This window comes from Pseudomonas sp. WS 5532 (assembly GCF_012985445.1).
Lineage (GTDB): Bacteria > Pseudomonadota > Gammaproteobacteria > Pseudomonadales > Pseudomonadaceae > Aquipseudomonas > Aquipseudomonas edaphica.
The window spans coordinates 192,755-219,464 of record NZ_JAAQWK010000001.1 but is presented as its reverse complement, the minus strand read 5'-3'; the positions used below and the strand labels follow the sequence as shown (position 1 = coordinate 219,464).

Sequence of the window (26,710 nt, the reverse complement as noted above, 5' to 3'; positions counted from 1 at the left end):
CGCCATCGCAGGCAAGCCAGCTACCACAGAGTCCGTGCTGGTCTCAGGTGATGGGCGCGGGGTTGAACAGGGTGATGTCGTTATGCAGCTTATGCCGCTCCGCCCACGTCTGTTTCTTGCCGCTGGCCACATCCAGGTAGAAGTGGAACAGCTCCCAGCCCAGCTCCTCGATGGTCGCACGCCCGGTGGCGATACGCCCGGCGTCGATATCGATCAAGTCCGGCCAGCGCTGCGCCAGTTCCGTGCGCGTTGAGACCTTCACCACCGGCGCCATCGCCAGCCCGTAAGGCGTGCCACGCCCGGTGGTGAACACATGCAGGTTCATCCCGGCCGCCAGTTGCAAGGTGCCACAGACAAAGTCGCTGGCCGGCGTGGCGCAAAAGATCAGGCCCTTGCCCTTGAACCGCTCACCCGGGCCAAGCACGCCATTGATCGCGCTGCTGCCGGATTTGACGATGGAGCCCAGGGACTTCTCGACAATGTTCGACAACCCGCCCTTCTTGTTACCCGGCGTGGTGTTGGCGCTGCGATCCGCCTCACCCTTGGCCAGGTAACGGTCGTACCAGTCCATTTCCCTGACAAGTTCCTGGGCAACTTCCTTGCTCTCGGCGCGCGACGTCAGCAGGTAGATGGCGTCGCGCACTTCGGTGACTTCGGAAAACATCACCGTCGCCCCGGCTCGCAACAGCAAATCCGAGGCATAACCCAACGCCGGGTTGGCGGTGATGCCGGAAAACGCATCACTGCCGCCGCATTGCATGCCCAGGATCAGCTCGGACGCCGGCACGGTTTCCCGGCGACGCTGGTCGAGTTTCTTCAAGCGGGTTTCGGCCAGTGCCATGATCTGCTCGATCATTTCGGTAAACCCGTGGCTGGAGTCCTGCAAGCGGTACAGCCAAGGCTCACTGAGGTCGACAGAACTGTCGTTGTCGTGCATCACCTGCCCGGCCTGCAGCTTTTCGCAGCCCAGGCTGATCACCAGCGCTTCGCCGCCCAGGTTCGGGTTGCGCGCCAGGTTGCGCACGGTGCGGATCGGGATGTAGGCATCGGTCGCGGTGATGGCCACGCCACAGCCGTAGCTGTGGGTCAGCGCCACCACGTCGTCAACGTGCGGGTACTTGGGCAGCAACTCGTCCTTGATGCGCTTGACCGCATGGTCCAGCACACCAGTGACGCATTGCACCGTGGTGGTGATGCCGAGGATATTGCGCGTGCCCACGGTGCCGTCAGCGTTGCGGTAGCCCTCAAACGTGAAGCCTTCCAACGGCGCCTGCCTTGCTGGCACCTCGGTCGACAGCGGCAAGCTGTCCAGCGGCGGCGCAGTCGGCATGCGCAATTGGTCTTCCTGCACCCAACTGCCACGCGGAATCGGCGCCAGCGCATAGCCGATGGTCTGGCCGTAGCGAATAATCTCACCGCCTTCGGGGATATCTTCCAGGGTCACCTTGTGGCTCTGTGGAATGAAATCCACGGTGACCAGGCCGTCCGGAAACTCGGTGCCGGCCGGCACGCCCTGGTCGTTCACCACGATCACCACATTGTCGCGCGCGTGCAAACGAATCGAGCGCGGCGAGTCGGCATGTTCAATCAACTGCATTACATCGCCCCTCAGGAGTGCGCTTGGGTAAGGTTAGTCAGTTCCGGTCCTTTGCTTGGCGGCTCTTTGAGCACCACGCGCTTGATCGGGCCGACGATCACCAAGTAGCTGAACACCGCCAACAGCGCGTTGGCGCCGACGAACACCAACGCCCACTTGAACGAGCCGGTGGTGGCGATGATGTAACCAATCACGATCGGCGTGCTGATGGACGCCAGGTTGCCAAACATATTGAACAAGCCGCCACTGAGCCCGGCGATTTGTTTCGGCGAGGTGTCGGACACCACCGCCCAACCCAGTGCGCCAACGCCTTTGCCGAAGAAGGCCAAAGCCATGAAGCCCACCACCATCCATTCAACGTCAACGTAGTTACACGCGATGATGCTGCTGGAGACCAACAAGCCGGCAATGATCGGCGCCTTGCGCGCGAACGTCAGCGAATGGCCTTTGCGCAGCAGGTAGTCGGAAATCACGCCGCCGAGTACGCCACCGATAAAGCCGCAGATGGCCGGCAAGGATGCAATGAACCCCGCCTTGAGAATGGTCATGCCACGCTCCTGCACCAGATACACCGGGAACCAGGTCAGGAAGAAATAGGTGATGCCATTGATGCAGTACTGGCCCAGGTACACGCCGAGCATCATGCGGTTGGTGAGCAGTTGGCGGATGTAATCCCACTTCGGCCCGTCGGTTTTCTGGCCTTTGGTCTTGTCCTGGTCCATGTCGACCATCGCACCGTTGGCCGCGATGTGGTTGAACTCGGCTTCGTTGATCATCGGATGCTGGCGCGGGCTGTGGATAAGTTTCAGCCAGATCAGCGAGAACAGGATGCCGATGCCGCCCATCACAATAAACACGTGCTGCCAGCCGAAGCTGTAGACGATCCAGCCCATCAGCGGTGCAAACAGTACCGTAGCGAAGTACTGCGCCGAGTTGAAAATCGCCGAAGCAGTGCCGCGTTCGGCCGTAGGAAACCACGCCGCCACAATACGGGCGTTTCCGGGAAACGAAGGCGCCTCAGCCAGGCCCACCAAAAAGCGCAGCATAAACAGCGCAACAATCGCGGTGGAAACCCCGAACTCACCCACATAGCCTTGCAGCACGGTGAACAACGACCAGGTGAAGATGCTCAGCGCGTAGATTTTTTTTGAACCGAACCGGTCCAGCAGCCAGCCACCGGGGATTTGCCCGGCCACGTAGGCCCAACCGAATGCAGAGAAGATATAACCGAGGGTGACCGCGTCGATGCCGAGGTCTTTTTGCAGGCTGGAGCCGGCGATGGCGATAGTGGCTCGGTCGGCGTAGTTGATCGTGGTCACCAGGAACAGCATGAGCAGGATCAAATAGCGGACGTGAGTCGGCTTGGTCGCTTGCATGAAGATGTACTCCCACTAATTATTTTTTTTGCGGGTAATGGTCTTGTTGTATGCGGGACCGGCTTTGTGTGGGAGCTGGCTTGCCTGCGATACAGGCACCGCGGTGTGTCAGGTACACCGCAGTGATGCTATCGCAGGCAAGCCAGCTCCCACACAAGCAGGGCTCGCAGGTATTACGAACCGATGTAGCTGGTTTTCACCACTGTGTAGAACTCTTGCGCATAGCGACCTTGCTCACGCGAACCATAGGACGAACCCTTTCGGCCACCGAACGGCACGTGATAATCCACGCCAGCGGTCGGCAGGTTGACCATCACCATCCCGGCCTGGGAGTGGCGCTTGAAGTGGTTGGCGTACTTGAGCGAGGTGGTGGCGATGCCCGCCGACAGGCCGAACTCGGTGTCATTGGCCATGGCCAGCGCCGCCTCGTAATCCGCAACACGCACCACATTGGCCACCGGGCCGAAGATCTCTTCACGGCTGATACGCATGGCGGCTTCGCTGTCGGCAAACAGCGTCGGCGCCAGGTAGTAGCCTTCGGTGTCACAGGTCACCAGGCCGCCACCGCTGACCAGCCGCGCGCCTTCGCTTTGGCCGATGTCGATGTACTTCATGTCCTGGTCCAACTGGGCCTGGGAGACCACCGGGCCAATGTCTGTGCCGCTTTTGAGCGCGTGGCCGACTTTGATCGACTTCATGCGCTCGGCCATGGCCGCGACGAACTGGTCGTGGATACCGGCGGTGACGATCAAGCGGCTGGAGGCGGTGCAACGCTGGCCGGTGGAGTAGAACGCGCTCTGTACCGACAGCTCGACGGCCTGTTTGAGGTCGGCGTCATCGAGGATGATCTGCGGGTTTTTACCGCCCATCTCCAACTGTACTTTGGCCTGGCGCGACACGCAGCTGACCGCGATCTGACGCCCGACGCCAACCGAACCGGTAAAACTGATGCCGTCGACTTTCGGGCTGTTGACCAACACATCGCCGACCACACGGCCGCTGCCCATCACCAGGTTGAACACACCGGCCGGGAAACCGGCGCGGGAGATGATTTCGGCCAAGGCCCAGGCGCAACCCGGCACCAGTTCTGCCGGTTTGATCACCACGCAGTTGCCGTAGGCCAGGGCCGGAGCGATTTTCCACGCAGGGATGGCAATCGGGAAGTTCCACGGCGTGATCAGGCCGACCACACCGAGGGCTTCGCGAGTGACTTCAACATTCACGCCTGGGCGTACCGATGGCACGTAATCGCCAGACAAGCGCAGGCATTCGCCCGCGAAGAATTTGAAGATGTTACCGGCGCGGGTCACTTCGCCGATGGCTTCGGGCAGGGTCTTGCCCTCTTCCCGAGCCAGCAAGGTGCCAAGTTCTTCGCGGCGGGCGAGAATTTCGCTGCCGACTTTATCCAGTGCATCGTGGCGTGCCTGGATGCCGGACGTCGACCAGGCCGGGAACGCGGCGCGGGCGGCATCGATGGCCGCGTTGACTTGGGCTACATCGGCCTTGGCGTATTCGCCAATGACATCGGACAACTCCGACGGATTGATGTTATTGCAGTAGTCGGCACCGGCCACCCACTCGCCATTGATGTAGTTTTCAAAACGTTTGGCTTGGGACACAAATCTTCTCCTGACGCAAAAGGCCGCTGATTACTCAGCGGCCTTGTTGATAAGTTACTGCGGACCTTGCTTGTCGATCAGCGCGGCCAGGGCTTCGTATTCTTCCGGCAGCAGGTCGGTCAGCGGCGTGCGCACCGGGCCTGCGTCGTAACCAGCAATTTTGGCGCCCGCCTTGACGATGCTCACCGCGTAACCGGCTTTACGGTTGCGGATATCGAGGTAAGGCAGGAAGAAGTTGTCGATGATTTTGGCAACAGTGGCGTGATCGTCCTGGGCAATCGCGTGGTAGAAGTCCATCGCGGTTTTCGGGATGAAGTTGAACACCGCCGAGGAGTACACCGGCACGCCCAGGGCCTTGTAGGCAGCGGCGTAAACCTCGGCAGTCGGCAGGCCGCCGAGGTAGCTGAAACGGTCGCCGAGACGGCGGCGGATCGACACCATCAGCTCGATATCACCCAGGCCATCTTTGTAGCCGATCAGGTTCGGGCAGCGCTCGGCCAGGCGTTCGAGCAAGGGTGCAGTCAGGCGGCAAACATTGCGGTTGTAGACCACTACGCCGATTTTGACCGACTTGCACACGGCCTCAACGTGGGCGGCGACGCCGTCCTGGCTGGCTTCGGTCAGGTAGTGCGGCAACAGCAGCAAGCCTTTGGCGCCAAGACGCTCGGCTTCCTGCGCATATTCGATGGCCTGACGGGTCGAACCGCCGACACCGGCGAGGATCGGCACGCTGGTGGCGCAGGTATCAACAGCGGTCTTCACCACTTGGGAATATTCGCTGGCGGCCAGGGAGAAAAACTCACCGGTGCCGCCGGCGGCGAACAAGGCGGTGGCGCCATAAGGGGCCAGCCATTCCAGACGCTTGATGTAGCCCGCCTGGTGGAAGTCACCCTGGGCATTGAAATCGGTTACCGGAAAAGACAGCAGACCGTGGGAGAGGATGGACTTCAGTTCTTGTGGATTCATTATTCGAACACCCTGGATGAAGACTTTCTGTCGAAAGGTTGTTGTTGGTTTTGATGATGTCGTACGTCATCGTACAACTATAAAATGATTCGTCAACTGCAATTCATCGGGCTTCATCCGCAGGCACGTGTTTAAACGCAGCTTCTTGACGTAGGAAATTATTCCTCTATGCTCTGAATGACTGTATGCATATACAGTTATTACGGAAGATTCCTACGACATAGCAAGGAGCTAACATGTCAGGTCTTGAACTCGCAGCACCCGAAAAAACACCGCCCACCCTACGTTTTGAAGGCGGTGAACACACTGCCATCGGCGATGACACGCTGCTGCGTTTCGTCAAGGACGCCCCGGCGATTCCTGCGCGGCAAGTCGAATTGCACCTGCCCAACGGTCTGGCGCTGACCTACGGCCAAGTGATTGCCCTGGGCGGTGACTTCTATGGCATTCCCGGCCAGGCCATCAGCGATGGCGCCTCCCCGGCCGACCGTGTGCAACGTTTTACCGCCGCTTTCAACTCACTGGCGGTGCTACCGGCCTCGCGTGAAGAAGCCGGGAAAATCCTCGCAGTCATGCAAAAGGAGATCAACGCGGTCAACCAGGCCATCCGCGACGGCAAACAACCCCATGAAGCCTATGACGCGCTGGGTGATACGTTGTCCGAAGAATGGAACCGCATTACCGGCGGCGGCAGTGCGGTTTCGGCGCTGATTCCACTGGGGCGTTACTTGAAGCTGGCAGCAGACAACGCCGACCACTTTGGCGAATGGGCGCTGTCGGCGTACCTGGCCGGCCATACGGCGGCACTGCAACAGGCGGTCATCGCGCACCAGACTGGCACCGACCAGGCGCTGGAACTGGCGTATGCAATGAACAGCTTTGCCGATCACTTTTTGACCGATCTGTTTTCTGCCGGCCACCTGCGCGTGCCGCGCAAGCAATTGGCGGCGGTGGTCACGCCAGGAGAGTTGGGCTCACTGATCAGCCGCTTCATGCACGACGAAGACAGCAAGTTCGGGCTCAAGGTACGCAATGCCAAGGGTGATCAATGGCACGCCTATGGGGACAAGCGCTACTTCGATGCGATCGACGCGGACAATCGGGCCATGGTTAAACGTGCAGTGCAGGCCTCGGCCGATGAGATCTTCGAGACCTTTATCAGCGGTGTCGCGCCCTCCCCGGCCAGCTTCAAGGCACCGCTGTATGTGCCGGACCTGAATGCTGCGCAGAACCCGGCGAACAACTTTTCGCCGCTGTTCAAGTTGGAGGGTGACAAAGTGCTGCGCCGCAAGGACGTGAATGACCTGAACGACAAGCACTGGACCAATGATTGGTGGGGCTGGAGCACTTACCTGCTGCTCAAGGACTACAAGCCCAACCAGCCGGCCTGACACTGATCGTACCAACCGACCTGCCACTGATCATTCCCACGCTCTGCGTGGGAATACATCCTGTGACGCTCTGCGTCACCTTGCACGGGGCTTGAGATACTCGCGCACATCGGGACGCGGAGCGTCCAGGGCGGCATTCTTGCACGGGGCTTGAGATACTCGCGCACATCGGGACGCGGAGCGTCCAGGGCGGCATTCCCACGCAGAGCGTGGGAACGATCAACTCCAGGCCAAGGAGATCAAAATGTGGGAGCTGGCTTGCCTGCTCCCACACTAGAACGTGTTTGGCGGTTAACCGCGCTGTGCTTGCGCCTCTTCATGGGCATGGCGCAGCCGCTCACGGCTGTTGGTCAAATGCAGGCGCATGGCCGCGCGGGCCGCGTCCGAATCCTGGCGGGCAATTGCCTCATAAATGATCGTTCCCACGCTCTGCGTGGGAATACATCCTGTGACGCTCTGCGTCACGTTGCACGGGGCTTGAGATACTCGCGCACATCGGGACGCGGAGCGTCCAGGGCGGCATTCCCACGCAGAGCGTGGGAACGATCAACTCCAGGCCAAGGAGATCAAAATGTGGGAGCTGGCTTGCCTGCGATAGCGGTGCGTGCACACAGTATCAGTTGCCTGACACTCAGCCATCGCAGGCAAGCCAGCTCCCACACTAGAACGGGTTTGGCGGTTAACCGCGCTGTGCTTGCGCCTCTTCATGGGCATGGCGCAGCCGCTCACGGCTATTGGTCAAATGCAGGCGCATGGCCGCGCGGGCCGCGTCCGAATCCTGGCGGGCAATCGCCTCATAAATCTCTTCGTGTTCGCGGCTCAGGCGGCCCATGTAGTGCTGCTGGTCATCATGGGCCAGGCGCGCCGAATTCAGGCGGGTACGCGGAATGATGCTGGTGCCCAGGTGGGTCATGATGTCGGTGAAGTAGCGGTTGCCGGTGGACAGCGCAATTTCCAGATGGAACGCAAAGTCTGACGCCACCGCATCCCCTGCGTGGGCCGCGCTTTCATTCAACGCATCAAGGGCCGCGCGCATGGCTGCCAGCTGTTCGTCACTGCGGCGCAACGCGGCAAGGCCAGCCGATTCCACTTCCAGGCTGATACGCAACTCAAGAATCGCCAGCACATCCCGCAGTGTCACCACCGTGGCCGGGTCGATCCGGAAACCGCTCGGGCTTGGCGTGTCCAACACAAAGGTGCCGATACCGTGGCGGGTTTCCACCTGCCCCGCCGCCTGCAAACGTGAGATAGCCTCACGCACCACCGTGCGGCTGACCCCATGGGCTTCCATGATGGCCGACTCGGTGGGCAACTTGTCGCCACGCTTGAGCTGGCCGTCGCGGATCTGCTCGGACAACACCGTGACCAATTCCTGGGCAAGGCTGCGGCGCTTGCGGGGAAGACGAGGGGCGATGTTGGCGTTTTCCATGACGAATGATCTTTCTCGGCGAACTTGAGTCCGCATCATAGCCCATGGCGGTTGTACGATCACCGTTCTGTCACGACTTTCATCCATATCCTTTGCGCAAAAAAATGCCCCGGCACAGGCCGAGGCATTTTTAGACTTCACCCAAGGGTGAACGCCGCTTACTTCACCACTTTCAGGCTTGGCCGACCGCTTGGACGCGGCGGCTCGGAGTCTGGTGGCGGTACATCATCACCGTCCTCGCCTTCGATCGTTTCGTCGTCCTCGAAAGGCGATTCCAGATCAAACACCATGCCCTGGCCATTTTCCCGGGCATAGATCCCGAGGATGGCACCAATCGGCACGAACAGCGTATGCGGCACGCCGCCAAAACGCCCTTCGAAGCTGACGGCTTCATTGTCCATGTGCAAGTGACGCACTGCACTCGGTGATACGTTCAGCACGATCTGCCCGTCACTGGCAAAACCCTGCGGCACGTCAACCTTGGGAAATTCAGAGTTGACCAGCATGTGCGGGGTGCAATCGTTGTCCACAATCCACTCATAGAGCGCGCGGACCAAATAGGGTCGACTGGAGTTCATCAGCGGCTCCTTAAGCCTTAGCGCATGTCGCGTTCGACACCAGACAGACTCGCCTGGAAAGCCTCACGCGCAAACTGGCGCTCCATGTAATCAAGCAACGGCTTGGCCGGCCGTGGCAGTTCAATGCCCAGGATCGGCAAGCGCCAGAGTATGGGTAATAGGCAGCAATCCACCAAGCTTTGTTCCTCACTGAGGAAAAAAGGCTTGTCGGCGAACAGCGGCGAAACGCCGGTCAGGCTCTCGCGCAATTCCTTGCGCGCTTGCACACGAACGGCTTCTTTACTGCGCGTATCCAGGATCACATCCACCAGCCCGCACCAGTCACGCTGGATCCGATGGATCAGCAGGCGGCTGTTGGCACGCGCCACCGGATACACCGGCAGCAAAGGCGGATGCGGGTAACGCTCATCCAGGTATTCCATCACCACGGTTGACTCCCACAACGCCAGGTCACGATCGACCAGGGTGGGCAAGCTGCCGTAAGGGTTCACTTCGATCAGTTTCGGCGGATGACGACCTGCCTCCACACTGATGATCTCGGCGCTGACACCCTTCTCTGCGAGCACGATGCGTACTCGGTGGGAATAGTGGTCGGCGGGGTCGGAGTAACAGGCCAACCGATTGGTCACGCCCATGGCGGTCCTCCTCGCTTGTTGAAATTATGGAAAGCTCAAAAACGAGCGCGCCCAGAGAGCATCCCTGTAGTGCCTGGTTCAACCAGACCGCTACGTATTCAGAGATGCCGCTGGGCGCGCAAGATTAACAGCAATTGCTTACGGTTGGATCAATGCACATCCTTCCAGTATTCGCGTTTAAGCAGATAAGCGAATACGAAGAAGAAGGCCAGGTACAGCAACACATACGTACCGATGCGCTGATGCTGCAATTTGACCGGGTTGGCCGAGTAGGCCAGGAAGGTCACCAGATTCTTGACCTTCTCGTCGAACTGCTCTTCGTTCAGCGTACCGGTCTTGGGCACGATGGTCAGTTGATCGCACGCTTCGTGTGTCAAAGGCGTGCCGGTCAACGGATCATATTGCTTCTTGCCGTCTTCAACGACCTGAACCTGCTTGCATCCTACCACTTGGCGACCCTGCAGGCCGACCAGAACGTTAGGCATACCGACGTTCGGGAAGACTTTGTTGTTCACGCCGTAAGGGCGCGCCGGGTCTTCGTAGAAGGATTTGAGGTAGCCATAGAGCCAATCGGTGCCGCGCACGCGCGCCACCAGGGTCAGGTCGGGCGGCGCAGCGCCGAACCAGGCCTTGGCATCCGCAGGCTGCATGCCGATGTTCATGTGGTCGCCGATCTTGGCGCCGGTGAACACGGCGTGGCTGAGCATCAGGTCATGGGGAATGCCCAGGTCATCGGCGACACGCTCGTAACGCTGGAACTTGGCGCTGTGGCAGCCCATGCAGTAGTTGGTGAACGTACGCAGGCCATCTTGCATGGCGGCCTTGTCGGACACGTCGATATCGACTTTTTCCAGCTCCGCGCCGTGCTCGGCGGCGAAGGACAGTAGCGGCAGCGCCGCAAGGATCAAAGCAACGAATAACTTTTTCATCAGCCAGTCACCCTTTCCGGAACCGGTTTGGTCTTCTCGAGCCGGGTGTAGAACGGCATCAGAATGAAGTAGGCGAAGTACAGGAAGGTGCAGACCTGCGACAGCAGCGTGCGCTCAGGGGTCGGCGCCAATACGCCCAACACGCCCAGGATCACGAATGCAATGCAGAACACCCACAGCCAGATCTTGCTCAGCCAGCCTTTGTAGCGCATCGACTTGACCGGGCTGCGGTCGAGCCATGGCAGTACGAACAGCAGCGCAATCGACGCGCCCATGGCCATTACGCCCATGAGCTTGTCGGGGATAGCACGCAAGATCGCGTAGAACGGCGTGAAGTACCAGACCGGTGCAATGTGCTCAGGCGTCTTGAAGGCGTTGGCCTGTTCGAAGTTAGGCTTCTCCAAGAAATAACCACCCATCTCCGGGAAAAAGAACACGATCGAGCAGAAGATGAACAGGAAGACCACCACACCGACAATGTCTTTGACGGTGTAATACGGATGGAACGGAATGCCATCCAGCGGGATGCCGTTTTCGTCTTTGTGCTTCTTGATGTCCACACCATCGGGGTTGTTCGAACCCACTTCGTGCAGCGCCAGGATGTGCAGCACCACCAGGCCCAGAATCACGATAGGCAATGCAACGACATGCAACGCAAAGAAGCGGTTCAAGGTGATGCCGGAGATCAGGTAGTCACCGCGAATCCACTGGGTCAGGTCGTTGCCGATCACCGGGATCGCACCAAACAGCGAGATGATCACCTGGGCGCCCCAGTACGACATCTGGCCCCACGGCAGCAGGTAACCCATGAAGGCCTCGGCCATCAGCGCCAGGTAGATCAGCATGCCGAAGACCCACACCAGTTCGCGTGGCTTCTGGTACGAGCCGTAGAGCAGGCCGCGGAACATGTGCATATACACGACGATGAAGAACGCTGACGCGCCGGTGGAGTGCAGCAGACGCAGGATCGAGCCGTACTCGACGTCACGCATGATGTACTCGACGGAGGCGAACGCCTCTTCCGCCGACGGCGTGTAGCTCATCGTCAGCCACACACCGGTGACGATCTGGTTGACCAGCACCAGCAAGGCCAGCGAGCCGAAGAAGTAGAAGAAGTTGAAGTTTTTTGGCGCGTAATATTTGCTGAGATGGTCTTCCCACATTTTAGTGGCGGGGAAGCGCGCATCCACCCAATCCATGAACTTGCTCATCAGGCTTTCTCCCCCTCGTCGACGCCAATGACAATGACACTGTCAGTCTCGTAGTGATGTGGCGGCACTGGCAGGTTCAGTGGTGCGGGTTGTGACTTGTAGACGCGACCGGCGAGGTCGTAATGGGAGCCGTGGCAAGGGCAGAAGTAGCCACCGACCCAATCCTTGCCAAGGTCGGCAGGAGCAACTTCCGGGCGGAAGGTAGGCGAGCAACCCAAGTGGGTGCAGATACCGATCAGCAGCAGGATCTCTGGCTTGATCGAACGGATTTCCTTATCGACGTAGGCGGGCTGGTCGGAGTTCTTCGAGTCGGGGTCAGACAGTTGACCTTCGATTTTCTTCAGATTCCCCAGGATCTCCTCAGTACGACGAACGATGAAAACCGGCTGACCGCGCCACTCAGCAATCATCTGCTGGCCTGGGTCGATCTTGCTGACATTCACCTTCACCGGTGCACCTGCGGCTTTCGCCTTGGCACTGGGAAACCATGACCCCACGAACGGGACCGCAGCCCCCACCGCTCCTGCAGCACCCACCACGGATGTGGCTGCTACCAAGAAGCGACGCCGGCCTGCATTCACGCCGTCATTGCTCATTCAGTCCTCTCCCATCAGCTTTTTGGCCTGTTAAATCAGGCGTCTACTAAGTGTTGAATCTTTACTTATAAAAATTTTGTCGGATGGTAATGAAAAGCCCCACGTATGACAAGGGAATTGCCCTGGGCTCAGCCTCCAGGCCTTGTAGTATAGGGCGTCTACGGATGTGGCAAGTTGTCACGGCGAAATTTATGCATAAATCGCAGGCAATAAAAAACGCCCAGCTCCGTGAGGAGTTGGGCGTTTTTGTGGAACGTAAAGCGAATTAACGCTTCGAGTACTGCGGACGCTTACGCGCTTTACGCAGACCGACTTTCTTACGTTCAACTTCACGAGCATCGCGAGTTACGAAGCCAGCTTTGCGCAGAGCGCCACGCAGGGTTTCGTCGTACTGCATCAGAGCGCGAGTGATACCGTGGCGGATTGCGCCAGCTTGACCACTTACACCGCCACCGATAACGGTGACGTAGATGTCGAACTTTTCAACAGTCTCGGTCAGTTCCAGCGGCTGACGAACTACCATGCGGGCAGTTTCGCGACCGAAGAAGTTTTCCAGAGTGCGGTTGTTGATCGAGATGTTACCAGTACCCGGACGCAGGAAAACGCGAGCGGTAGCGGTTTTGCGACGGCCAGTGCCGTAATTTTGAGTCGCCGACATAATGAACTATTCCGTTAAAACTTCAGTTCTTGGGGCTGCTGAGCAGCATGAGGGTGTACAGCGCCCGCATAGACTTTCAGCTTGCGAAACATATCGCGACCCAGTGGGCCCTTAGGCAGCATACCTTTGACCGCGATTTCGATCGGGGCTTCAGGCTTCTTGGAGATCAGGCCTTCGAAGTTCGAAGACTTGATACCGCCTGGGAAACCGGAGTGACGGTAGTACATTTTGTCTTGCGCTTTGTTGCCGGTAACACGTACCTGCTCGGCGTTGATGATGACAATGTAGTCACCGGTGTCAACGTGAGGGGTGTACTCAGGCTTGTGCTTGCCACGCAGACGGCTGGCGACTTCAGTGGCCAGACGACCCAGGGTCTGACCAGCGGCGTCGACGACAAACCAGTCGCGCTGAACTGTTTCCGGTTTTGCAGTAAAAGTTGTCATTCTTTAATAGCCTCAGGGGCCGCCCTGTAAATTAGACGGCGGATCTTACTGAATAGTGCGTACTTTGACAAGTCAAAGGCAGCCGGATACAGACGCTATCGGGGGCTCGGGTCGGCGCGTCCGTTCAACGGCAAGATTCTTCGGCAGGCGGCGCATCACTTCCACTGCAGAAAGAGGTGGGCAATTATGCAGATTGCGAAAAAAAATTCAACCTGCTTTTATGATTGTTTTCCCCGAAGGAGTACCCGATGGATTATCGACAGCTGGGCCGCACCGATCTGAACGTAAGCGCGATCGCCTTGGGCACCATGACTTGGGGTGAGCAGAACAGCGAGGCAGAGGCCTTCGCACAGATCGAACGGGCCAAGGCCGCAGGGATCAACTTCCTCGACACCGCAGAAATGTACCCGGTGCCGCCCAAGGCCGACACCTATGCCACCACCGAGCGTTATATCGGTAATTACTTCAAGAGCCGCGGCGACCGTGCCGACTGGATCCTCGCCAGCAAGATCGCCGGCCCCGGCAATACCATCGACTACATCCGCGACGGCCACCTGCGCCACAACCGCAAGCACATCGTCGACGCCCTGGATGCCAGCCTCAAGCGCCTGCAAACCGACTGGATCGACCTCTACCAGTTGCACTGGCCGGAGCGCAGCACCAACTTCTTTGGCCAATTGAGCTACAAGCACAAGGACGAAGACGACCTGACCCCGCTGGAAGAAACCCTCGAAGCGCTGGACGAGCAGGTAAAAGCCGGCAAGATCCGCCACATCGGCCTGTCCAACGAAACCCCGTGGGGCACCATGAAGTTCCTGGCCCTGGCCGAAGCCCGTGGCTGGGCCCGCGCCGTGTCGATCCAGAACCCCTACAACCTGCTCAACCGCAGCTTTGAAGTGGGTTTGGCGGAAGTGGCTATTCGCGAGCAATGCGGCTTGCTGGCCTATTCACCGCTGGCATTCGGCATGCTCAGCGGCAAATACGAAAATGGCGCACGCCCGGCCAAGGCGCGCCTCACCGAGTACAGCCGTTTCAGCCGCTACTTCAACCCGCAGTCGGAAGCCGCGTGCAGCCGTTATGTGGCCCTGGCGCGGGAACATGGCCTGGACCCGGCGCAGATGGCGCTGGCATTTGTGACGCAACAGCCGTTTGTGACCAGTAATATTATTGGGGCCACGAGCCTGGAGCAGCTGGACAGCAACATTGCCAGTGCTGATTTGAAGCTGTCCAAGGAAGTGCTGGAAGGGATTGAGGCGATTCAGAAGGATCATCCGAATCCAGCGCCTTGATTGAGCCGAAATGATCGTTCCCACGCTCTGCGTGGGAATGCCGCCCTGGACGCTCCGCGTCCGCGCTTGAAGGTATGACGCAGAGCGTCACCGGATGCATTCCCACGCAGAGCGTGGGAACGATCCGATGGGCGTCAAAGCGCCCGCGCAATAATCTCCTTCATGATCTCATTGGTCCCCGCATAAATGCGCTGCACCCGCGCATCCGCCCAAGCCCGCGCAATCGGGTATTCCCACATAAAGCCGTAGCCACCGTGCAATTGCACGCACTCGTCGAGTACCTTGCACTGCAGGTCCGTGGCCCAGTACTTGGCCATCGCGGCGGTGGGCACATCAAGCTTGCCTTCCAGGTGCAGCGCCATGCATTTGTCGACAAACACGCGGCCGATCTGAATCTCGGTGGCCATCTCCGCCAGTTTGAATCGAGTGTTCTGAAAGTCGGCAATCGCCTTGCCGAACGCCTTGCGCTCGCGGGTGTAGTCCAGGGTCCACGCCAGCGCGGCTTCGGCGGATGACAGCGCGCCAATCGCTACCGTCAGGCGCTCCTGAGGCAGCTCCTGCATCAGGTAGGCGAAGCCCATGCCTGCCTGGCCCAGCAGGTTACCCTTGGGCACGCGCACGTCCTGAAAGAACAGTTCCGAGGTGTCCTGGGCCTTCATGCCGACCTTCTCCAGGCGCTTGCCCTTGTCGAAGCCCGGCGTATCGGCTTCTACCAGAAACAGGCTGGTGCCCTTCGCGCCGGCCTTGGGGTCGGTCTTGGCCACGACAATGACCAGCTCGGCGAGGTAGCCGTTGGTGATGAAGGTTTTGGAGCCGTTGATCACATACTCGTCGCCGTCCAACACGGCGGTGGTCTTGACGCCCTGCAAGTCAGAGCCGGCGCCCGGTTCGGTCATCGCAATGGCCGTGACCATCTCGCCGGAGATCAATTTGGGCAGGTACTTTTGCTTCAGTGCCTCACTGCCGTAATGCAGGATGTACGGCGCGACGATGTCCGAATGCAGGGAAAAGCCAATGCCGGTAAGGCCCAGGCGGCTGATCTCTTCGATCACCACCGCGCTGTACAAAAAGTCCGCGCCCAGCCCGCCATATTCTTCCGGCAGATGGGAGCACAGCATCCCCGCCTCCCCCGCCTTGCTCCACAGGTTACGGTCGATGTAACCCTGCTTTTCCCACTCTCCATGGAACGGCGCAGCGTGTTTTTCGAGGAAGGTACGCACGCTCTCGCGGAAGAGTTCGTGCTCCGAGCTGAACAAGGTTCTGGGGATCATGGGTCACCTGCGTGGATTGTCGGACAAAGACCAGCCCACAGAGCCTATGCCGCGAAGGCGTCACAGGACACTGGACACATGCGACAAAAAATAAGACGATCCAGCCGTCTGGTGACCACTTTCCCCTATAAGAATAAATGAAATTATGTCTAACCAAATCTCCACGCCCTTGCGGCGCGTCAGCATTTTGGCCATTGATCGGGTATTCGCTTCCACCCTCATGCAAGCCAAGGATTTCTTCCACCTCGCCAGCCTGCGTTACGGCAAGCAGCAAGGCCTGGGCCTGACCCCGGCATTTGAAACGCGCCTGGTCAGCCCCGACGGGCAATCGGTACGTAGCTTCAGCGATGTGATCATGCCGGTGGACGGCGGCCTGGAAAACGCCGACATCATCGTGTTGCCGGCCTTCTGGGACGACTTCGACGCGCTGTGCACCCGTTACCCGCAAGTACTGCCCTGGCTGCGCGAGCAACATGCACGTGGCGCGGTGTTGTGCGGTGAAGCCACCGGGGTGTTCTGGCTCGCCGAAGCCGGGTTGCTCGATGGCAAGGAGGCGACCACTTACTGGCGCTTCTTCAACGCCTTCAGCGAGCGTTTCCCCAAGGTACAGCTCAACCAGGACAAGCACCTCACCGACGCCGACAACCTGTACTGCGCCGGCGGCACTACCTCAGCGTGCGACCTTTACATCTACCTGATCGAACGCTTCTGCGGCGCCAACATTGCCCAGGCCGTGGCCCGCGACATTCTTTACGAAGTGCAGCGCAGCTACGCGCCAGGGCGCATCGGTTTTGGCGGGCAGAAGCTGCACCAGGACGTGATCATCCTGCAGATCCAGCACTGGCTCGAAGAGCACTTTGCCGACAAGTTCCGCTTCGAAGACGTCGCCCGGGAACACGGCATGAGCATCCGCAACTTCATGCGCCGCTTCCAGACGGCCACGGGTGACAAGCCGCTGCATTACCTGCAAAGGCTGCGCATCGAGACGGCCAAAGGCCTGCTTTCAGGCAGCCGCAAGAGCATCAAGACCATCAGCTACGAGGTGGGTTACGACGATGCGAGCTTCTTCGCGCGGCTGTTCAGGCAGCACACCGAGCTGTCGCCGAACCAGTATCGCCAGCAGTTCCAGCAAGCCGCCTGACCCAAAGTAAACACAAACCCATGTGGGAGCTGGCTTGCCTGCGATAGCGGTGTATCAGTGAGTACATTTGTTCCTGACCCACCGCCATCGCGGGCAAGCCCGGCTCCCACATTTGATCTCCATTGTTATGGAGAACACCCATAAAAAAGGCCTGCATCACTGCAGGCCGCGTAAGCCAAGGTAACCACAAACCCATGTGGGAGCTGGCTTGCCTGCGATGGCGGTGGATCAGTGAGTACATTTGTTCCTGACCCACCGCCATCGCGGGCAAGCCCGGCTCCCACATTTGATCTCCATTGTTATGGAGAACACCCATAAAAAAGGCCTGCATCACTGCAGACCGCGTAAGCCAAGGTAACCACAAACCCATGTGGGAGCTGGCTTGCCTGCGATGGCGGTGGATCAGTGAGTACATTTGTTCCTGAACCACCGCCATCGCGGGCAAGCCCGGCTCCCACAGGTGATCTCCATTGTTCTGGAGAACACCCATAAAAAGGGCCTGCATCACTGCAGGCCTTGGTCATTTCATGCACATTGCTTACGGCTTGTGCCCGCGCGACAGGAACTCGTGGGACTGCATCTCCAGCAAGCGGCTCAGGGTGCGCTGGAATTCGAAGTTCAAGCGACCGCCCGTGTAGAGGTCCTTGAGCTCGACTTCGGCCGAGATGATCAGCTTGACGTTACGGTCGTAGAATTCGTCGACCATGTTGATGAACCGGCGCGCAATGTCGTCCGTGGTGACGCTCATTTGCTCCACACCGCTCAAGATCACCGCGTGGAAGATCTTGCCCAACTCGATGTAGTCGTTCTGGCTACGCGGGCCGTCGCAGAGCTGGCGGAACTCGAACCAGGCCACGTCATCGCAGGTACGCAGGGCGATGATTTCGCGGTTCTCGATCATCAGCTTGTCGTTTTCCACCGCCTGGGTGCATTCCGGCGTCAGCGCGCGGAAGCTCTTTTTCAGGCTTTCATGCGCCGCTTCGTTCAGCGGGAAGTGGAACAGTTCAGCCTGCTCAAGGTGACGCAAACGGTAGTCGACACCGCTGTCGACGTTGACGATCTCGGTGTTCTGCTTGATCAGCGCGATGGCCGGCAGGAAACGTGCGCGTTGCAGGCCGTCCTTGTACAAGCCATCGGGAACGATGTTCGAGGTGGCGACCAGGGTCACGCCGTTCTTGAACAGCTCTTCCATCAAGGTGCCGAGGATCATGGCATCGGTAATGTCGGAGACGAAGAACTCATCGAAGCAGATCACCCTTGCCTCTTCGGAGAAGCGCTTGGCGATGATGGTCAGCGGGTTTTTCTCGCCCGGCAGGGTCTTCATCTCTTCGTGCACACGCTTCATGAAGCGGTGGAAGTGCGTACGGACCTTTTCCTTGAACGGCAGCGCTTCGAAGAAGGTGTCGACCAGATAAGTCTTGCCGCGGCCCACGCCACCCCAGAAATACAGGCCTTTGACCGGCGTGTGGTCTTTCTTGCCAAACAGCTTGCTGAACATCCCTGGCTTGTTGTGCGAGGCCGCGACCAGGTCGTCGTACAGGCGCTGCAAATGACGCACCGCATTTTCCTGGGCCGCGTCATGGAAGAATTCAGGGCGTTTCAGATCAGCTTGATATCGTTCTAGGGGCGTCATAATTTCGTTAGCAAGGCAACAAAAACGGGCCGTCACTGTAACGACGGCCCTGGATAATGGCAATCAACCCTTGGTCGGGTTAATCCTCGATGGGGGTCAACGCAACGCGCAAGGCGGCGATGGCAGCATCACGCGACGTTTCGTCGGCAAATTCAGCGCTGTCGGCCACGGCAGCACCGTCCAGCCATACGCTGAAGCCTGTGGCCTCATTGCGCACATCCAGCGCGTCGCCGCTTTGCAGTTGCTTGGTCACTGCGCCCGCCGCTTTGCCGTCGGCAAAGTTGCGCGACAACAGTAATTGCTCGCCATCGGCCGACAGCAGGCGGAAGCGGAAGCTGCCGTCGTCTTCACGGAAGCTCACGAAGCGCGCAGCCTTCGCGGCTTTCTTCTTGGCCGCCACCGGCGCGGCGGCCTGGTTGACGAACGAGCGCAGGCCCACGGCTTCACGCAGCTCGGCAAGGAACGGCGCGGCCACGGCGCGGGCTTTCTTGGCGCCGATCAGCAGCAGGTCTTCCATGTCCGAGGGGCGCGACATCAACTGGTGGTAACGCTCACGCGGCTCGCTCAGTTGGCTGTCGAGCAGTTGGAACAGGCGGCTCTTCGCCTCGCCCCAGCCCAGGCCTTGCAGCAGATCGGCGCGGAACTCTTGTTCCTGAGCCTTGCTGGCAAACGCCTGGAACAAGGTGAACAGATGCGAATTGTCCGGGTCCTTGGCTTCGCCGGGCGCACGCGAGTCGGTGACGATCCGCGAGATCGCGTCTTTCATGTCCTTGGCGCTGGTGAACAACGGGATGGTGTTGTCGTAGCTCTTGGACATCTTGCGGCCATCGAGGCCCGGCAAAGTGGCGACGCTTTCTTCGATCAACGCCTCAGGCATGGTGAAGAATTCTTTACCGTTGCCGAACAGGTGGTTGAAACGCTGGCCGATGTCGCGGGCCATTTCCACGTGCTGGATCTGGTCACGGCCGACCGGCACCTTGTGCGCGTTGAACATCAGGATGTCCGCCGCCATCAGCACCGGGTAGCTGTACAGGCCCATGCTGATGCCCGCGTCCGGGTCTTCGCCGGCTTCAACGTTCTTGTCCACCGAGGCCTTGTAGGCATGGGCGCGGTTGAGCAGGCCCTTGGCGGCAACACAGGTCAGCAGCCAGGTCAGTTCTGGGATTTCCGGGATGTCGGACTGGCGATAGAAGGTCACCCGGTTCACATCCAGGCCACCGGCGAGCCAGGTCGCGGCGATTTCCATGCGCGAGCGCTGGATGCGCTGCGGGTCATCGCACTTGATCAGGGCGTGGTAGTCGGCCAGGAAGTAAAAGGAATCGGCATTCGCGTCCTGGCTGGCGAGGATCGCAGGGCGGATCGCACCGGCGTAGTTGCCCAGGTGCGGCGTGCCGGTGGTGGTGATGCCGGTGAGGATACGGGTACGAGTCGTCATGGGTAATCGCTTATCAGACTGCTATCAATTCGAGAGGCGCGGCAGCACCAGATCCTTGAGGTCGGTGAGCTTGCCATGAAAAAAGTGTCCGCATTCTGCCACTTTCAGCAGCTCATGGGGGCGTTTCAGGGCGGCGGACCAGTCGTACACGGTCTGTGGGTCGACCACTTCGTCGGTTTCCGGCTGGATCAGGGTTAACGGGCAGCCTTGGGGCAGCACGTCGCTATCGCGCAGGCGCATCACCGCAGCGGCAACCATGAACAGGTGCGCAAGCTTTTCGCCCTTGGCTTCCAGGCGGCCACCGAGGCTGGCCGCGACGTAGCCGCCGAAGGAAAAGCCGAGCAAGGTGATCGGCAGGTCGGGGTGCTTTTCCCGCAGCCAGGTGGCCGCCGCTTCGGCATCGTCCACTTCACCGGTGGCCATGTCGTGAGTACCGGCGCTCGCGCCGACGCCACGGTAATTGAAACGTAAAGTAATCAAACCAGCATCGCGGGCAGTGCGTTGCAGGGTCGAAACGACTTTATTGAGCATGGTCCCGCCTTGCACCGGGTTAGGGTGGCAGATCAGCGCCAGGCCACGTGGCTCGGGGTGATCCAGGTACAAGGCTTCCAATTGGCCCACCGGGCCAGCGATCAAAACGGGGGTTTCACGCATGAGCAAGGAATGAACTCCGTGACCTCTCAAAGGGTCGACTCGTCTAGCTAAAAGTCTGTGCATGGCATCATTGCGAGCTTAATCGCGGTATACAGCGCAGGTTTGAGCCGTTAACGTAAAGCAAAGCCGTTTATAGAGGAAGGACTCGTGGAACACTCGCTCTTAGTTTGGTTGTTGCCGACTCTTGCCCTGGTTGCCGGTGTCGCCATTGGATTCCTGGTTGCCCGCCTGCTGCCGAATGCCGCGCCTAACCGCACGCAGCGTCAGCTGGATGACATTCAGGAACGTTTTGACAGTTATCAGAACGAGGTTGTTACCCACTTCAACAGCACCGCGACCCTGGTCAAGAAGCTCACCCAGAGCTACCAGGAAGTACAGGATCATCTCGCCGATGGCGCCAACCGCCTCGCCCTCGACGACATCACCCGCCAGCGCCTGCTGGCCGCGTTGCATTCCGATGCACCGCAAGCCCCACGGGAGCGCCTGACGCCACCGCGGGAAAACCAGGAGCCGCCACGGGACTACGCGCCAAAAACGCCGAACGCCCCAGGCATGCTGGATGAGCATTACGGTTTGAAGAAGTAAGTTTTTTCAAACACTAAAAAGCCCGGTTGATCGATGATCAGCCGGGCTTTTTTGTGGGCCTCAATCAAGCAGGCGACACCGGTCAACTGTGGGAGCTGGCTTGACTGCGATAGCGGTGTATCAGCAAAGCTTCCATTGCCTGACACACCGCCATCGCGGGCAAGCCCGACTCCCACATTGACCGCGTAAGACCTTAAGCCGGTTGTTGCTCCTGCAACAGCCCGCCTTCAATCCGCACATGCCGCCCATGAAAACGCTTGAGGCTGCTGCGATGGCCGACACTGACGATGCTCAGGCCCGGCAGTTCATCGATCAGCGCTTGATACAGGTTCGCTTCATCCTCTTCATCCATCGCCGAGGTGGCTTCGTCCATGTACAGCCACTGCGGCGCGAACAATAAGGCACGCGCAAAGGCCAGACGTTGCTGCTCACCGGGCGAGAGCATGCGTTGCCAATGGTTGGCCTCATCCAGACGGCTGACCAGATGCGGCAAGCGGCAGGTTTCCAGGACCTGTGCATAACGTTCGGCCGGGTAGGTGCTGTCGTCTTGTGGATAACTCAACACGGCCTTCAGGCTGCCAATCGGCAAGTAAGGCTTTTGCGGCAGGAACAGATAACGCGCCGCCGGCAGGCAAATGCTGCCGTGGCCCGCCGGCCACAAGTCGCCCATGGCGCGCAGCAATGTACTTTTACCGCTACCGGAACGCCCACTGAGCATCACACGCTGGCCAGGCTCTACCGTCATGTCGGCGTCGGTGAGCAGGTGGCGGCCGTCGGCCAGGTCCATGCCCAGGTCTTTGACCACCAGTTGCTCGCCTTGCGGGCGCACATCGATGGCCGGAGCACGTTGTTCGTTGCGGCTCATGGCCTCATGAAAACTCAGCAGACGGTCACTGCTGGCACGCCAGCTGGCGAGGTCGGAGTAAGCGGTGATAAACCAGCTGAAGTTGCCCTGCACATTGCCGAACGCCGAGTTGATTTGCATCAGCTCGCCCAGTTCGATCTTGCCGGCGAAATAGCGCGGTGCCGCCACGATAAATGCAAAGACAACCGCGATCTGCTCATAGCCTGCGGTGAAGAATGTCAGGCGCTTGGACACCTTCATGATGTCCCAATAGTTGTGCCAGACCTTGCCGAACCGCGCACTCAAACGTTGATTCTCGTTTGACTCGCCATTGTACAAAGCAATGCTTTCGGCATTTTCCCGCACGCGCACCATGGAGAAACGCAAGTCTGCTTCGAACCGTTGCTGCTGGTTGCTAAGGCCGATCAAACGACGGCCGATCAGGTGCGTCAGCCAACTGCCGACGGCGGCATACAGCAATGCGCACCAGAACATGTAGCCGGGGATGGTGATACCGAACACTTCGATGCTGCCCGACACGCCCCACAAGATAATCGAGAACGACACCAGACTGACCACATTGCGCAGCAGGCCCAAACCCAGAGCTAATGTGTTCAAGGTAAAGCTATTGAGGTCTTCGGAAATCCGCTGGTCCGGGTTATCGGTGTAGCCGCCCTGCTCCAACTGGTAGTAGTTCTTGTTGTTAAGCCAGCGTGCAAAGTGCTTTTCGGTGAGCCACGCGCGCCAGCGAATGGTCAACATCTGGGTCAGATAGAGGCGGTAGACCGCGCCGAGAATAGCCACTGCAGCGATGCCGCAGAAATAGATGATCTGTTGCCAGAAGGCCGCAGTGTCCTTTTTTTCCAGGGCGTTGTAGAAATCCTTGTACCAGTGGTTAAGCCACACGGAAATCGCCACGCTGAACAGCGTCAGACCAATCACCACAGCCAGCAACAACCAGGCCTTGCCCTTCTCTTCACTACGCCAATACGGTGTGATCATCGCCCAGGTTCGGCGCAAGAATTGCCCACGCACCGCGTCGTTGACCGCGGAATACTCAGCGTTCTGACTCATCGTTCAGGCTCTGTAAGAAAATGTGACAGGCGTTTGAACCGATCATAGACGATCGGTTCAGCGCGCTGTGCAGCCTGAAGCAGATTGTTCAGACTTTGTTCAGCGCCGTACAGGACGCTTCTGCAGCTTGCGTTGCAGGGTGCGACGGTGCATGCCCAGGGCACGGGCAGTGGCGGAGATATTGCCTTCGTGTTCGGTGAGCACGCGCTGGATGTGTTCCCACTGCAGGCGGTCCACCGACATCGGGTTTTCCGGCACCAGGGTATCGAGGTCGGCGTGCTCTGAGAGCAACGCAGCCAGCACGTCGTCGGCATCCGCCGGCTTGCACAGGTAGTTGCAGGCGCCGCGCTTGATGGCCTCGACGGCGGTGGCGATGCTGGAGTAACCGGTGAGGATCACCACGCGCATTTCCGGGTCGAGCTCCAGCAGCTTGGGCAGCAGCACCAGGCCGGAGTCGCCATCCATTTTCAGGTCGAGCGCGGCGTAGTCCGGCAGGTCGGCCTGGGCGATGGTCAGGCCTTCTTCAGCCGAACCTGCGGTGCTCACGCGAAAGCCACGACGGCTCATGGCGCGCGCCATCACGCGGGTAAAGGTGGCGTCGTCATCTACCAGCAACAGGTGCGGCAGTTCTTCGCCTTCGACTTGGATCTCGTCACTCATCGATATCTCCTCGTGCGACACGGGGCAGGCGCAGCTCGGTGAGCGTGCCACCTTCCTCATGACTATAGAGCTTCACTGAGCCGCCCGCGCGGGTCACGCTGGCCTTGCTCAAAAACAGGCCGAGGCCGAAGCCTTTGCCCTTGGTGGTAAAGAAGGGTTTGCCGATCTGTTCGGCAATGGCCAGCGGCACGCCCGCGCCGTGGTCACGAATGCTGATGGTGACGTTTTCCGCGTCCCAGTCCAGCTGCACGCCCAAGCCTTCGGGGCAAGCGTCGGCGGCGTTGTTCAGCAGGTTGAGCAAGGCCTGGGTCAGGTCCGGCGGCGGCGCCATGCGCGGCACACTGCCCTGCCCTAATAGATGAAAACGGTAACTGGCTTCGGGGCGCATCAGGTGCCAGCGATTCAGGGCTTCGTCGAGCCACTGGGTCACGTCCTGCATCTCCACCGCCAGGCGGCGATTGGCTTCGGCGGCGCGCACCAGTTGCTGCAAGGTCTGCTTGCATTGTTTGACCTGTTCGCGCAGCACGCCGAGATCTTCTTGCAACACCGGGTCGTGATGGTCCTGGGTCATTTCGTTAAGCAGCACGCTCATGGTCGCCAGTGGTGTGCCCAACTCGTGGGCGGCACCCGCGGCCTGGGTGGCGACGGCCAGCAATTGCTGGTCACGCAGGCCTTCTTCGCGGCGAATGGCGCGCAGTTCTTCCTGACGGCGCAGTTCTTCGGCCATGCGTGCAGCGAAGAACGTGATCACTGCAGCAGACAGCGCGAAGCTCAGCCACATCCCGTAGATCTGCAGGTTTTCACGGGCGATGGGAAAGGTTTGCAACGGATAGAACTGCGCCAGCAGCAAGGTATAGAGCGTCAGCGCAATACCCGACAGCACTACCGAATAGCGCCATGGCAAGGTCACGGCGGCGATGGTCAGTGGCACCAGGTAGTAAGAAACAAACGGGTTGGTGGAACCACCAGAGAAATAAAGCAACACACTGTGGATAAACAGATCGCAGGCCAACTGGAGTGCGTATTCCAACTCGGTCACAGGCCACGTGGTACGCAGGCGGATGGCCGTGAACGCGCACAGCACAGTGGAAAACGCCAGGGTCACACCCAGTTGCAGCCACGGCAGCGGCAGCAGGTCGAACCAATAGGCAAGCCCGACGGAGCCGGCCTGTGCGGCCAGTACCAGGGTGCGGATGAACGTCAGGCGCCAGAGGTTCTGGCGTGTGGCGGAAGTCAGTTTTACGGCGGCGAGCATGAGCTCTCCCGGTGAGCGCTGCAGGCGGATCGGCACGAGTATAAACGAAGCAGACCCGCTGGCACGGCGCGTGTGGCTCTTTGACGCAGGCCGGCCAAACGACCGTTCGTCGGCGCCATCACAACTTGTAGCGAATGTGTAAACCCGAAGAACCCGATACCACCGTCTACAGTCATACCCGATACGAACACCTTAAGGAGCTTCCATGTCTCGTTTCACTCGCAGTGCAGCTGTTATCACCCTGGGCGTCGCCACCCTTGCCAGCCTCCCCGCTTTGGCAGCCGAAGGGCTGAACTACAACCAGATTTCCCTGCGCGCCGAGGTCAGCCAGGAGGTTGCCCGCGACAAGATGATCGTCACGCTGTACACCGAATCGCAAAATGCCGACCCGGCCAAGCTTGCTGCCGAAATCACCAACACCATGAACAAGGCGTTGGGCCAGGCACGTGAAGTCAAAGCCGTAACCCTGCGCCAAGGCAGCCGCAACAGCTACCCGATCTACGACAGCAAGAACCAGAAGATCACCGGTTGGCGCGAACGCGCCGAACTGCGTCTGGAAAGCGCCGACTTCCCGGCACTGTCCAAACTCACTGGCGAGCTGTTGAACACCCTGAAAATGGAAAACATGGACTTCGCCATCGCCGACACCACGCGCAAGGCCAGCGAAGATGCGTTGCTCAAGGATGCGGTCGCCGCGTTCAAGGCCCGTGCCCAGCTCGCAACTGACGCGTTGGGTGGCAAGGGCTACAAGATCGTCAACCTGAACTTCAACACCAATGGTTACCCGATGCCTTACGCCCGCAATGGCGGGATGATGATGAAGGCGGCCATGGCGGATTCGGCGCCAACGCCAGAAGTAGAAGCCGGCACCAGCCAGGTCAACATGAGCGCTGATGGGGTGATTGAGGTCTTGCACTAAACCCTTTGCGATATTAGAAACGGCGCAGCCTGACAGGCTGCGCTTTTTTTTGACCGCGCTTATGTCGCCCAACAGCCCCACACCGACATCGCAAAATCACAACTCACATCGCCGCGCTCGAACGCCATACAGCAACATTTCATTAACGACGACCGTAAAATTTCAAGTGGAAAGCTTTCCCACTCAAACTGCCATGCAACAGTTGACAGTACCTTCATGTAAAACTTTTCTTCTGCACAGTCGGAATAAGTTTAAGCATCAACTTTACGTGCTCAACCAGGGTGTAAAGTGGAACTCGACGCGTCCAGCCCCCCACTGAGTGATCATCACTGCTGCCTTAACTTAACAAGCAACGTGTTTATTCGACGTTCTCTGTGCGATGCCTGCTATTGCACCGCAGCGTAAACTTGCGGCCGCCTGCTGCCCAGTGAGGATCGACAGTTAAGTTCACAACCCACTCAGTAAATCGAGCCGACCATGCAAACAATGGCACCCTCTTCGCTGCACGCTTGCGCTACACCA

The 26,710-nt window shown here is 59.3% G+C and carries 24 protein-coding genes and 1 pseudogene; 5 read left to right on the top strand and 20 right to left on the bottom strand.

Going from position 1 to position 26,710, the window contains the following annotated elements; all coding sequences use genetic code 11:
- Window positions 1-43: 43 nt before the first annotated feature.
- The 4 genes from garD to kdgD all read right to left on the bottom strand — a co-directional run bounded on the left by garD (window position 44) and on the right by kdgD (window position 5,558).
- On the bottom strand, window positions 44-1,597 hold the full coding sequence (gene garD, locus HBO23_RS01045; protein ID WP_170036265.1) for a galactarate dehydratase: 1,554 nt from the start codon (window positions 1,595-1,597) through the stop codon (window positions 44-46).
- Window positions 1,598-1,608: 11 nt separating this feature from the next.
- A complete protein-coding gene (locus HBO23_RS01040) occupies window positions 1,609-2,973 on the bottom strand; it encodes an MFS transporter (protein WP_099548377.1) in 1,365 nt (454 codons plus the stop codon).
- 173 nt (window positions 2,974-3,146) lie between these two features.
- Window positions 3,147-4,592 carry an aldehyde dehydrogenase family protein gene (locus HBO23_RS01035; RefSeq protein WP_017138260.1) on the bottom strand — a complete coding sequence of 482 codons (1,446 nt, stop codon included), beginning with the start codon at window positions 4,590-4,592 and terminating at the stop codon, window positions 3,147-3,149.
- 54 nt (window positions 4,593-4,646) lie between these two features.
- Window positions 4,647-5,558: a 5-dehydro-4-deoxyglucarate dehydratase gene (gene kdgD, locus HBO23_RS01030; protein ID WP_017138261.1), complete on the bottom strand. Its 912-nt coding sequence runs from the start codon at window positions 5,556-5,558 to the stop codon at window positions 4,647-4,649.
- Window positions 5,559-5,794: 236 nt separating this feature from the next.
- On the opposite strand from kdgD, the gene HBO23_RS01025 reads away from it, so the two are divergent.
- Window positions 5,795-6,949, top strand: coding sequence for a phospholipase (locus HBO23_RS01025; RefSeq protein WP_170036263.1), 1,155 nt, complete (start codon window positions 5,795-5,797; stop codon window positions 6,947-6,949).
- A 291-nt stretch (window positions 6,950-7,240) separates the two neighbouring features.
- On the opposite strand, the pseudogene HBO23_RS01020 reads toward HBO23_RS01025, so the two are convergent.
- From HBO23_RS01020 to rplM, 9 genes and pseudogenes are all read right to left on the bottom strand, one after another.
- Window positions 7,241-7,367 (bottom strand): annotated as a pseudogene (locus tag HBO23_RS01020) (GntR family transcriptional regulator); the annotation flags it as partial.
- A gap of 261 nt (window positions 7,368-7,628) precedes the next feature.
- A complete protein-coding gene (locus tag HBO23_RS01015; RefSeq protein ID WP_170036261.1) occupies window positions 7,629-8,378 on the bottom strand; it encodes a FadR/GntR family transcriptional regulator in 750 nt (249 codons plus the stop codon).
- A gap of 158 nt (window positions 8,379-8,536) precedes the next feature.
- Window positions 8,537-8,956, bottom strand: a complete 420-nt coding sequence (locus HBO23_RS01010) for a ClpXP protease specificity-enhancing factor (RefSeq protein ID WP_017138265.1) — start codon at window positions 8,954-8,956, stop codon at window positions 8,537-8,539.
- Between the two features lie 17 nt (window positions 8,957-8,973).
- Window positions 8,974-9,591: a glutathione S-transferase N-terminal domain-containing protein gene (locus tag HBO23_RS01005; protein WP_017138266.1), complete on the bottom strand. Its 618-nt coding sequence runs from the start codon at window positions 9,589-9,591 to the stop codon at window positions 8,974-8,976.
- 149 nt (window positions 9,592-9,740) lie between these two features.
- Window positions 9,741-10,520 (bottom strand): cytochrome c1, encoded by a 780-nt coding sequence (locus HBO23_RS01000; RefSeq protein WP_170036259.1) that lies wholly within the window; start codon window positions 10,518-10,520, stop codon window positions 9,741-9,743.
- Entirely contained in the window at window positions 10,520-11,731 is a 1,212-nt protein-coding gene (locus tag HBO23_RS00995; protein WP_017138268.1) for a cytochrome bc complex cytochrome b subunit, read from the bottom strand. Before HBO23_RS00995 ends, HBO23_RS01000 begins: the two co-directional genes overlap by 1 nt.
- On the bottom strand, window positions 11,731-12,327 hold the full coding sequence (gene petA, locus HBO23_RS00990; protein WP_003216040.1) for a ubiquinol-cytochrome c reductase iron-sulfur subunit: 597 nt from the start codon (window positions 12,325-12,327) through the stop codon (window positions 11,731-11,733). Before petA ends, HBO23_RS00995 begins: the two co-directional genes overlap by 1 nt.
- 265 nt (window positions 12,328-12,592) lie before the next feature.
- On the bottom strand, window positions 12,593-12,985 hold the full coding sequence (gene rpsI, locus HBO23_RS00985; RefSeq protein ID WP_003216038.1) for a 30S ribosomal protein S9: 393 nt from the start codon (window positions 12,983-12,985) through the stop codon (window positions 12,593-12,595).
- Between the two features lie 14 nt (window positions 12,986-12,999).
- Window positions 13,000-13,428, bottom strand: coding sequence for a 50S ribosomal protein L13 (gene rplM, locus HBO23_RS00980; protein ID WP_003171742.1), 429 nt, complete (start codon window positions 13,426-13,428; stop codon window positions 13,000-13,002).
- Window positions 13,429-13,676: 248 nt separating this feature from the next.
- Between rplM and HBO23_RS00975 the strand changes: the two genes are divergently transcribed.
- The gene (locus HBO23_RS00975) at window positions 13,677-14,717 is read left to right on the top strand and encodes an NADP(H)-dependent aldo-keto reductase (protein WP_122720921.1); all 1,041 of its coding nucleotides are present in this window, start codon (window positions 13,677-13,679) and stop codon (window positions 14,715-14,717) included.
- A gap of 134 nt (window positions 14,718-14,851) precedes the next feature.
- Here the strand turns inward: HBO23_RS00975 and HBO23_RS00965 are convergent, their stop codons facing one another.
- Window positions 14,852-15,988 (bottom strand): acyl-CoA dehydrogenase family protein, encoded by a 1,137-nt coding sequence (locus HBO23_RS00965; protein ID WP_099548369.1) that lies wholly within the window; start codon window positions 15,986-15,988, stop codon window positions 14,852-14,854.
- A gap of 220 nt (window positions 15,989-16,208) precedes the next feature.
- Between HBO23_RS00965 and HBO23_RS00960 the strand changes: the two genes are divergently transcribed.
- Window positions 16,209-17,129 (top strand): GlxA family transcriptional regulator, encoded by a 921-nt coding sequence (locus HBO23_RS00960; protein ID WP_169986983.1) that lies wholly within the window; start codon window positions 16,209-16,211, stop codon window positions 17,127-17,129.
- A gap of 538 nt (window positions 17,130-17,667) precedes the next feature.
- Here HBO23_RS00960 and zapE read toward each other — a convergent pair.
- The 3 genes from zapE to HBO23_RS00945 all read right to left on the bottom strand — a co-directional run bounded on the left by zapE (window position 17,668) and on the right by HBO23_RS00945 (window position 20,851).
- Window positions 17,668-18,762 carry a cell division protein ZapE gene (zapE, locus tag HBO23_RS00955; protein ID WP_138451290.1) on the bottom strand — a complete coding sequence of 365 codons (1,095 nt, stop codon included), beginning with the start codon at window positions 18,760-18,762 and terminating at the stop codon, window positions 17,668-17,670.
- 79 nt (window positions 18,763-18,841) lie between these two features.
- On the bottom strand, window positions 18,842-20,197 hold the full coding sequence (locus tag HBO23_RS00950) for a tryptophan--tRNA ligase (RefSeq protein ID WP_170036257.1): 1,356 nt from the start codon (window positions 20,195-20,197) through the stop codon (window positions 18,842-18,844).
- A 24-nt stretch (window positions 20,198-20,221) separates the two neighbouring features.
- A complete protein-coding gene (locus HBO23_RS00945) occupies window positions 20,222-20,851 on the bottom strand; it encodes an alpha/beta fold hydrolase (RefSeq protein WP_099548364.1) in 630 nt (209 codons plus the stop codon).
- A 147-nt stretch (window positions 20,852-20,998) separates the two neighbouring features.
- On the opposite strand from HBO23_RS00945, the gene HBO23_RS00940 reads away from it, so the two are divergent.
- A complete protein-coding gene (locus HBO23_RS00940; protein WP_017138275.1) occupies window positions 20,999-21,436 on the top strand; it encodes a DUF1043 family protein in 438 nt (145 codons plus the stop codon).
- A gap of 193 nt (window positions 21,437-21,629) precedes the next feature.
- On the opposite strand, the gene HBO23_RS00935 is transcribed toward HBO23_RS00940, so the two are convergent.
- The 3 genes from HBO23_RS00935 to HBO23_RS00925 form a co-directional block, all read right to left on the bottom strand.
- Window positions 21,630-23,354, bottom strand: coding sequence for an ABC transporter ATP-binding protein/permease (locus HBO23_RS00935; protein ID WP_170036255.1), 1,725 nt, complete (start codon window positions 23,352-23,354; stop codon window positions 21,630-21,632).
- A 99-nt stretch (window positions 23,355-23,453) separates the two neighbouring features.
- Window positions 23,454-24,014 carry a response regulator transcription factor gene (locus tag HBO23_RS00930; RefSeq protein WP_003171731.1) on the bottom strand — a complete coding sequence of 187 codons (561 nt, stop codon included), beginning with the start codon at window positions 24,012-24,014 and terminating at the stop codon, window positions 23,454-23,456.
- Window positions 24,007-25,269 carry an ATP-binding protein gene (locus HBO23_RS00925; protein WP_017138277.1) on the bottom strand — a complete coding sequence of 421 codons (1,263 nt, stop codon included), beginning with the start codon at window positions 25,267-25,269 and terminating at the stop codon, window positions 24,007-24,009. The genes HBO23_RS00930 and HBO23_RS00925 overlap by 8 nt, the downstream gene beginning before the upstream one ends.
- 205 nt (window positions 25,270-25,474) lie before the next feature.
- On the opposite strand from HBO23_RS00925, the gene HBO23_RS00920 reads away from it, so the two are divergent.
- A complete protein-coding gene (locus tag HBO23_RS00920) occupies window positions 25,475-26,188 on the top strand; it encodes an SIMPL domain-containing protein (RefSeq protein WP_017138278.1) in 714 nt (237 codons plus the stop codon).
- Window positions 26,189-26,710 lie beyond the last annotated feature (522 nt).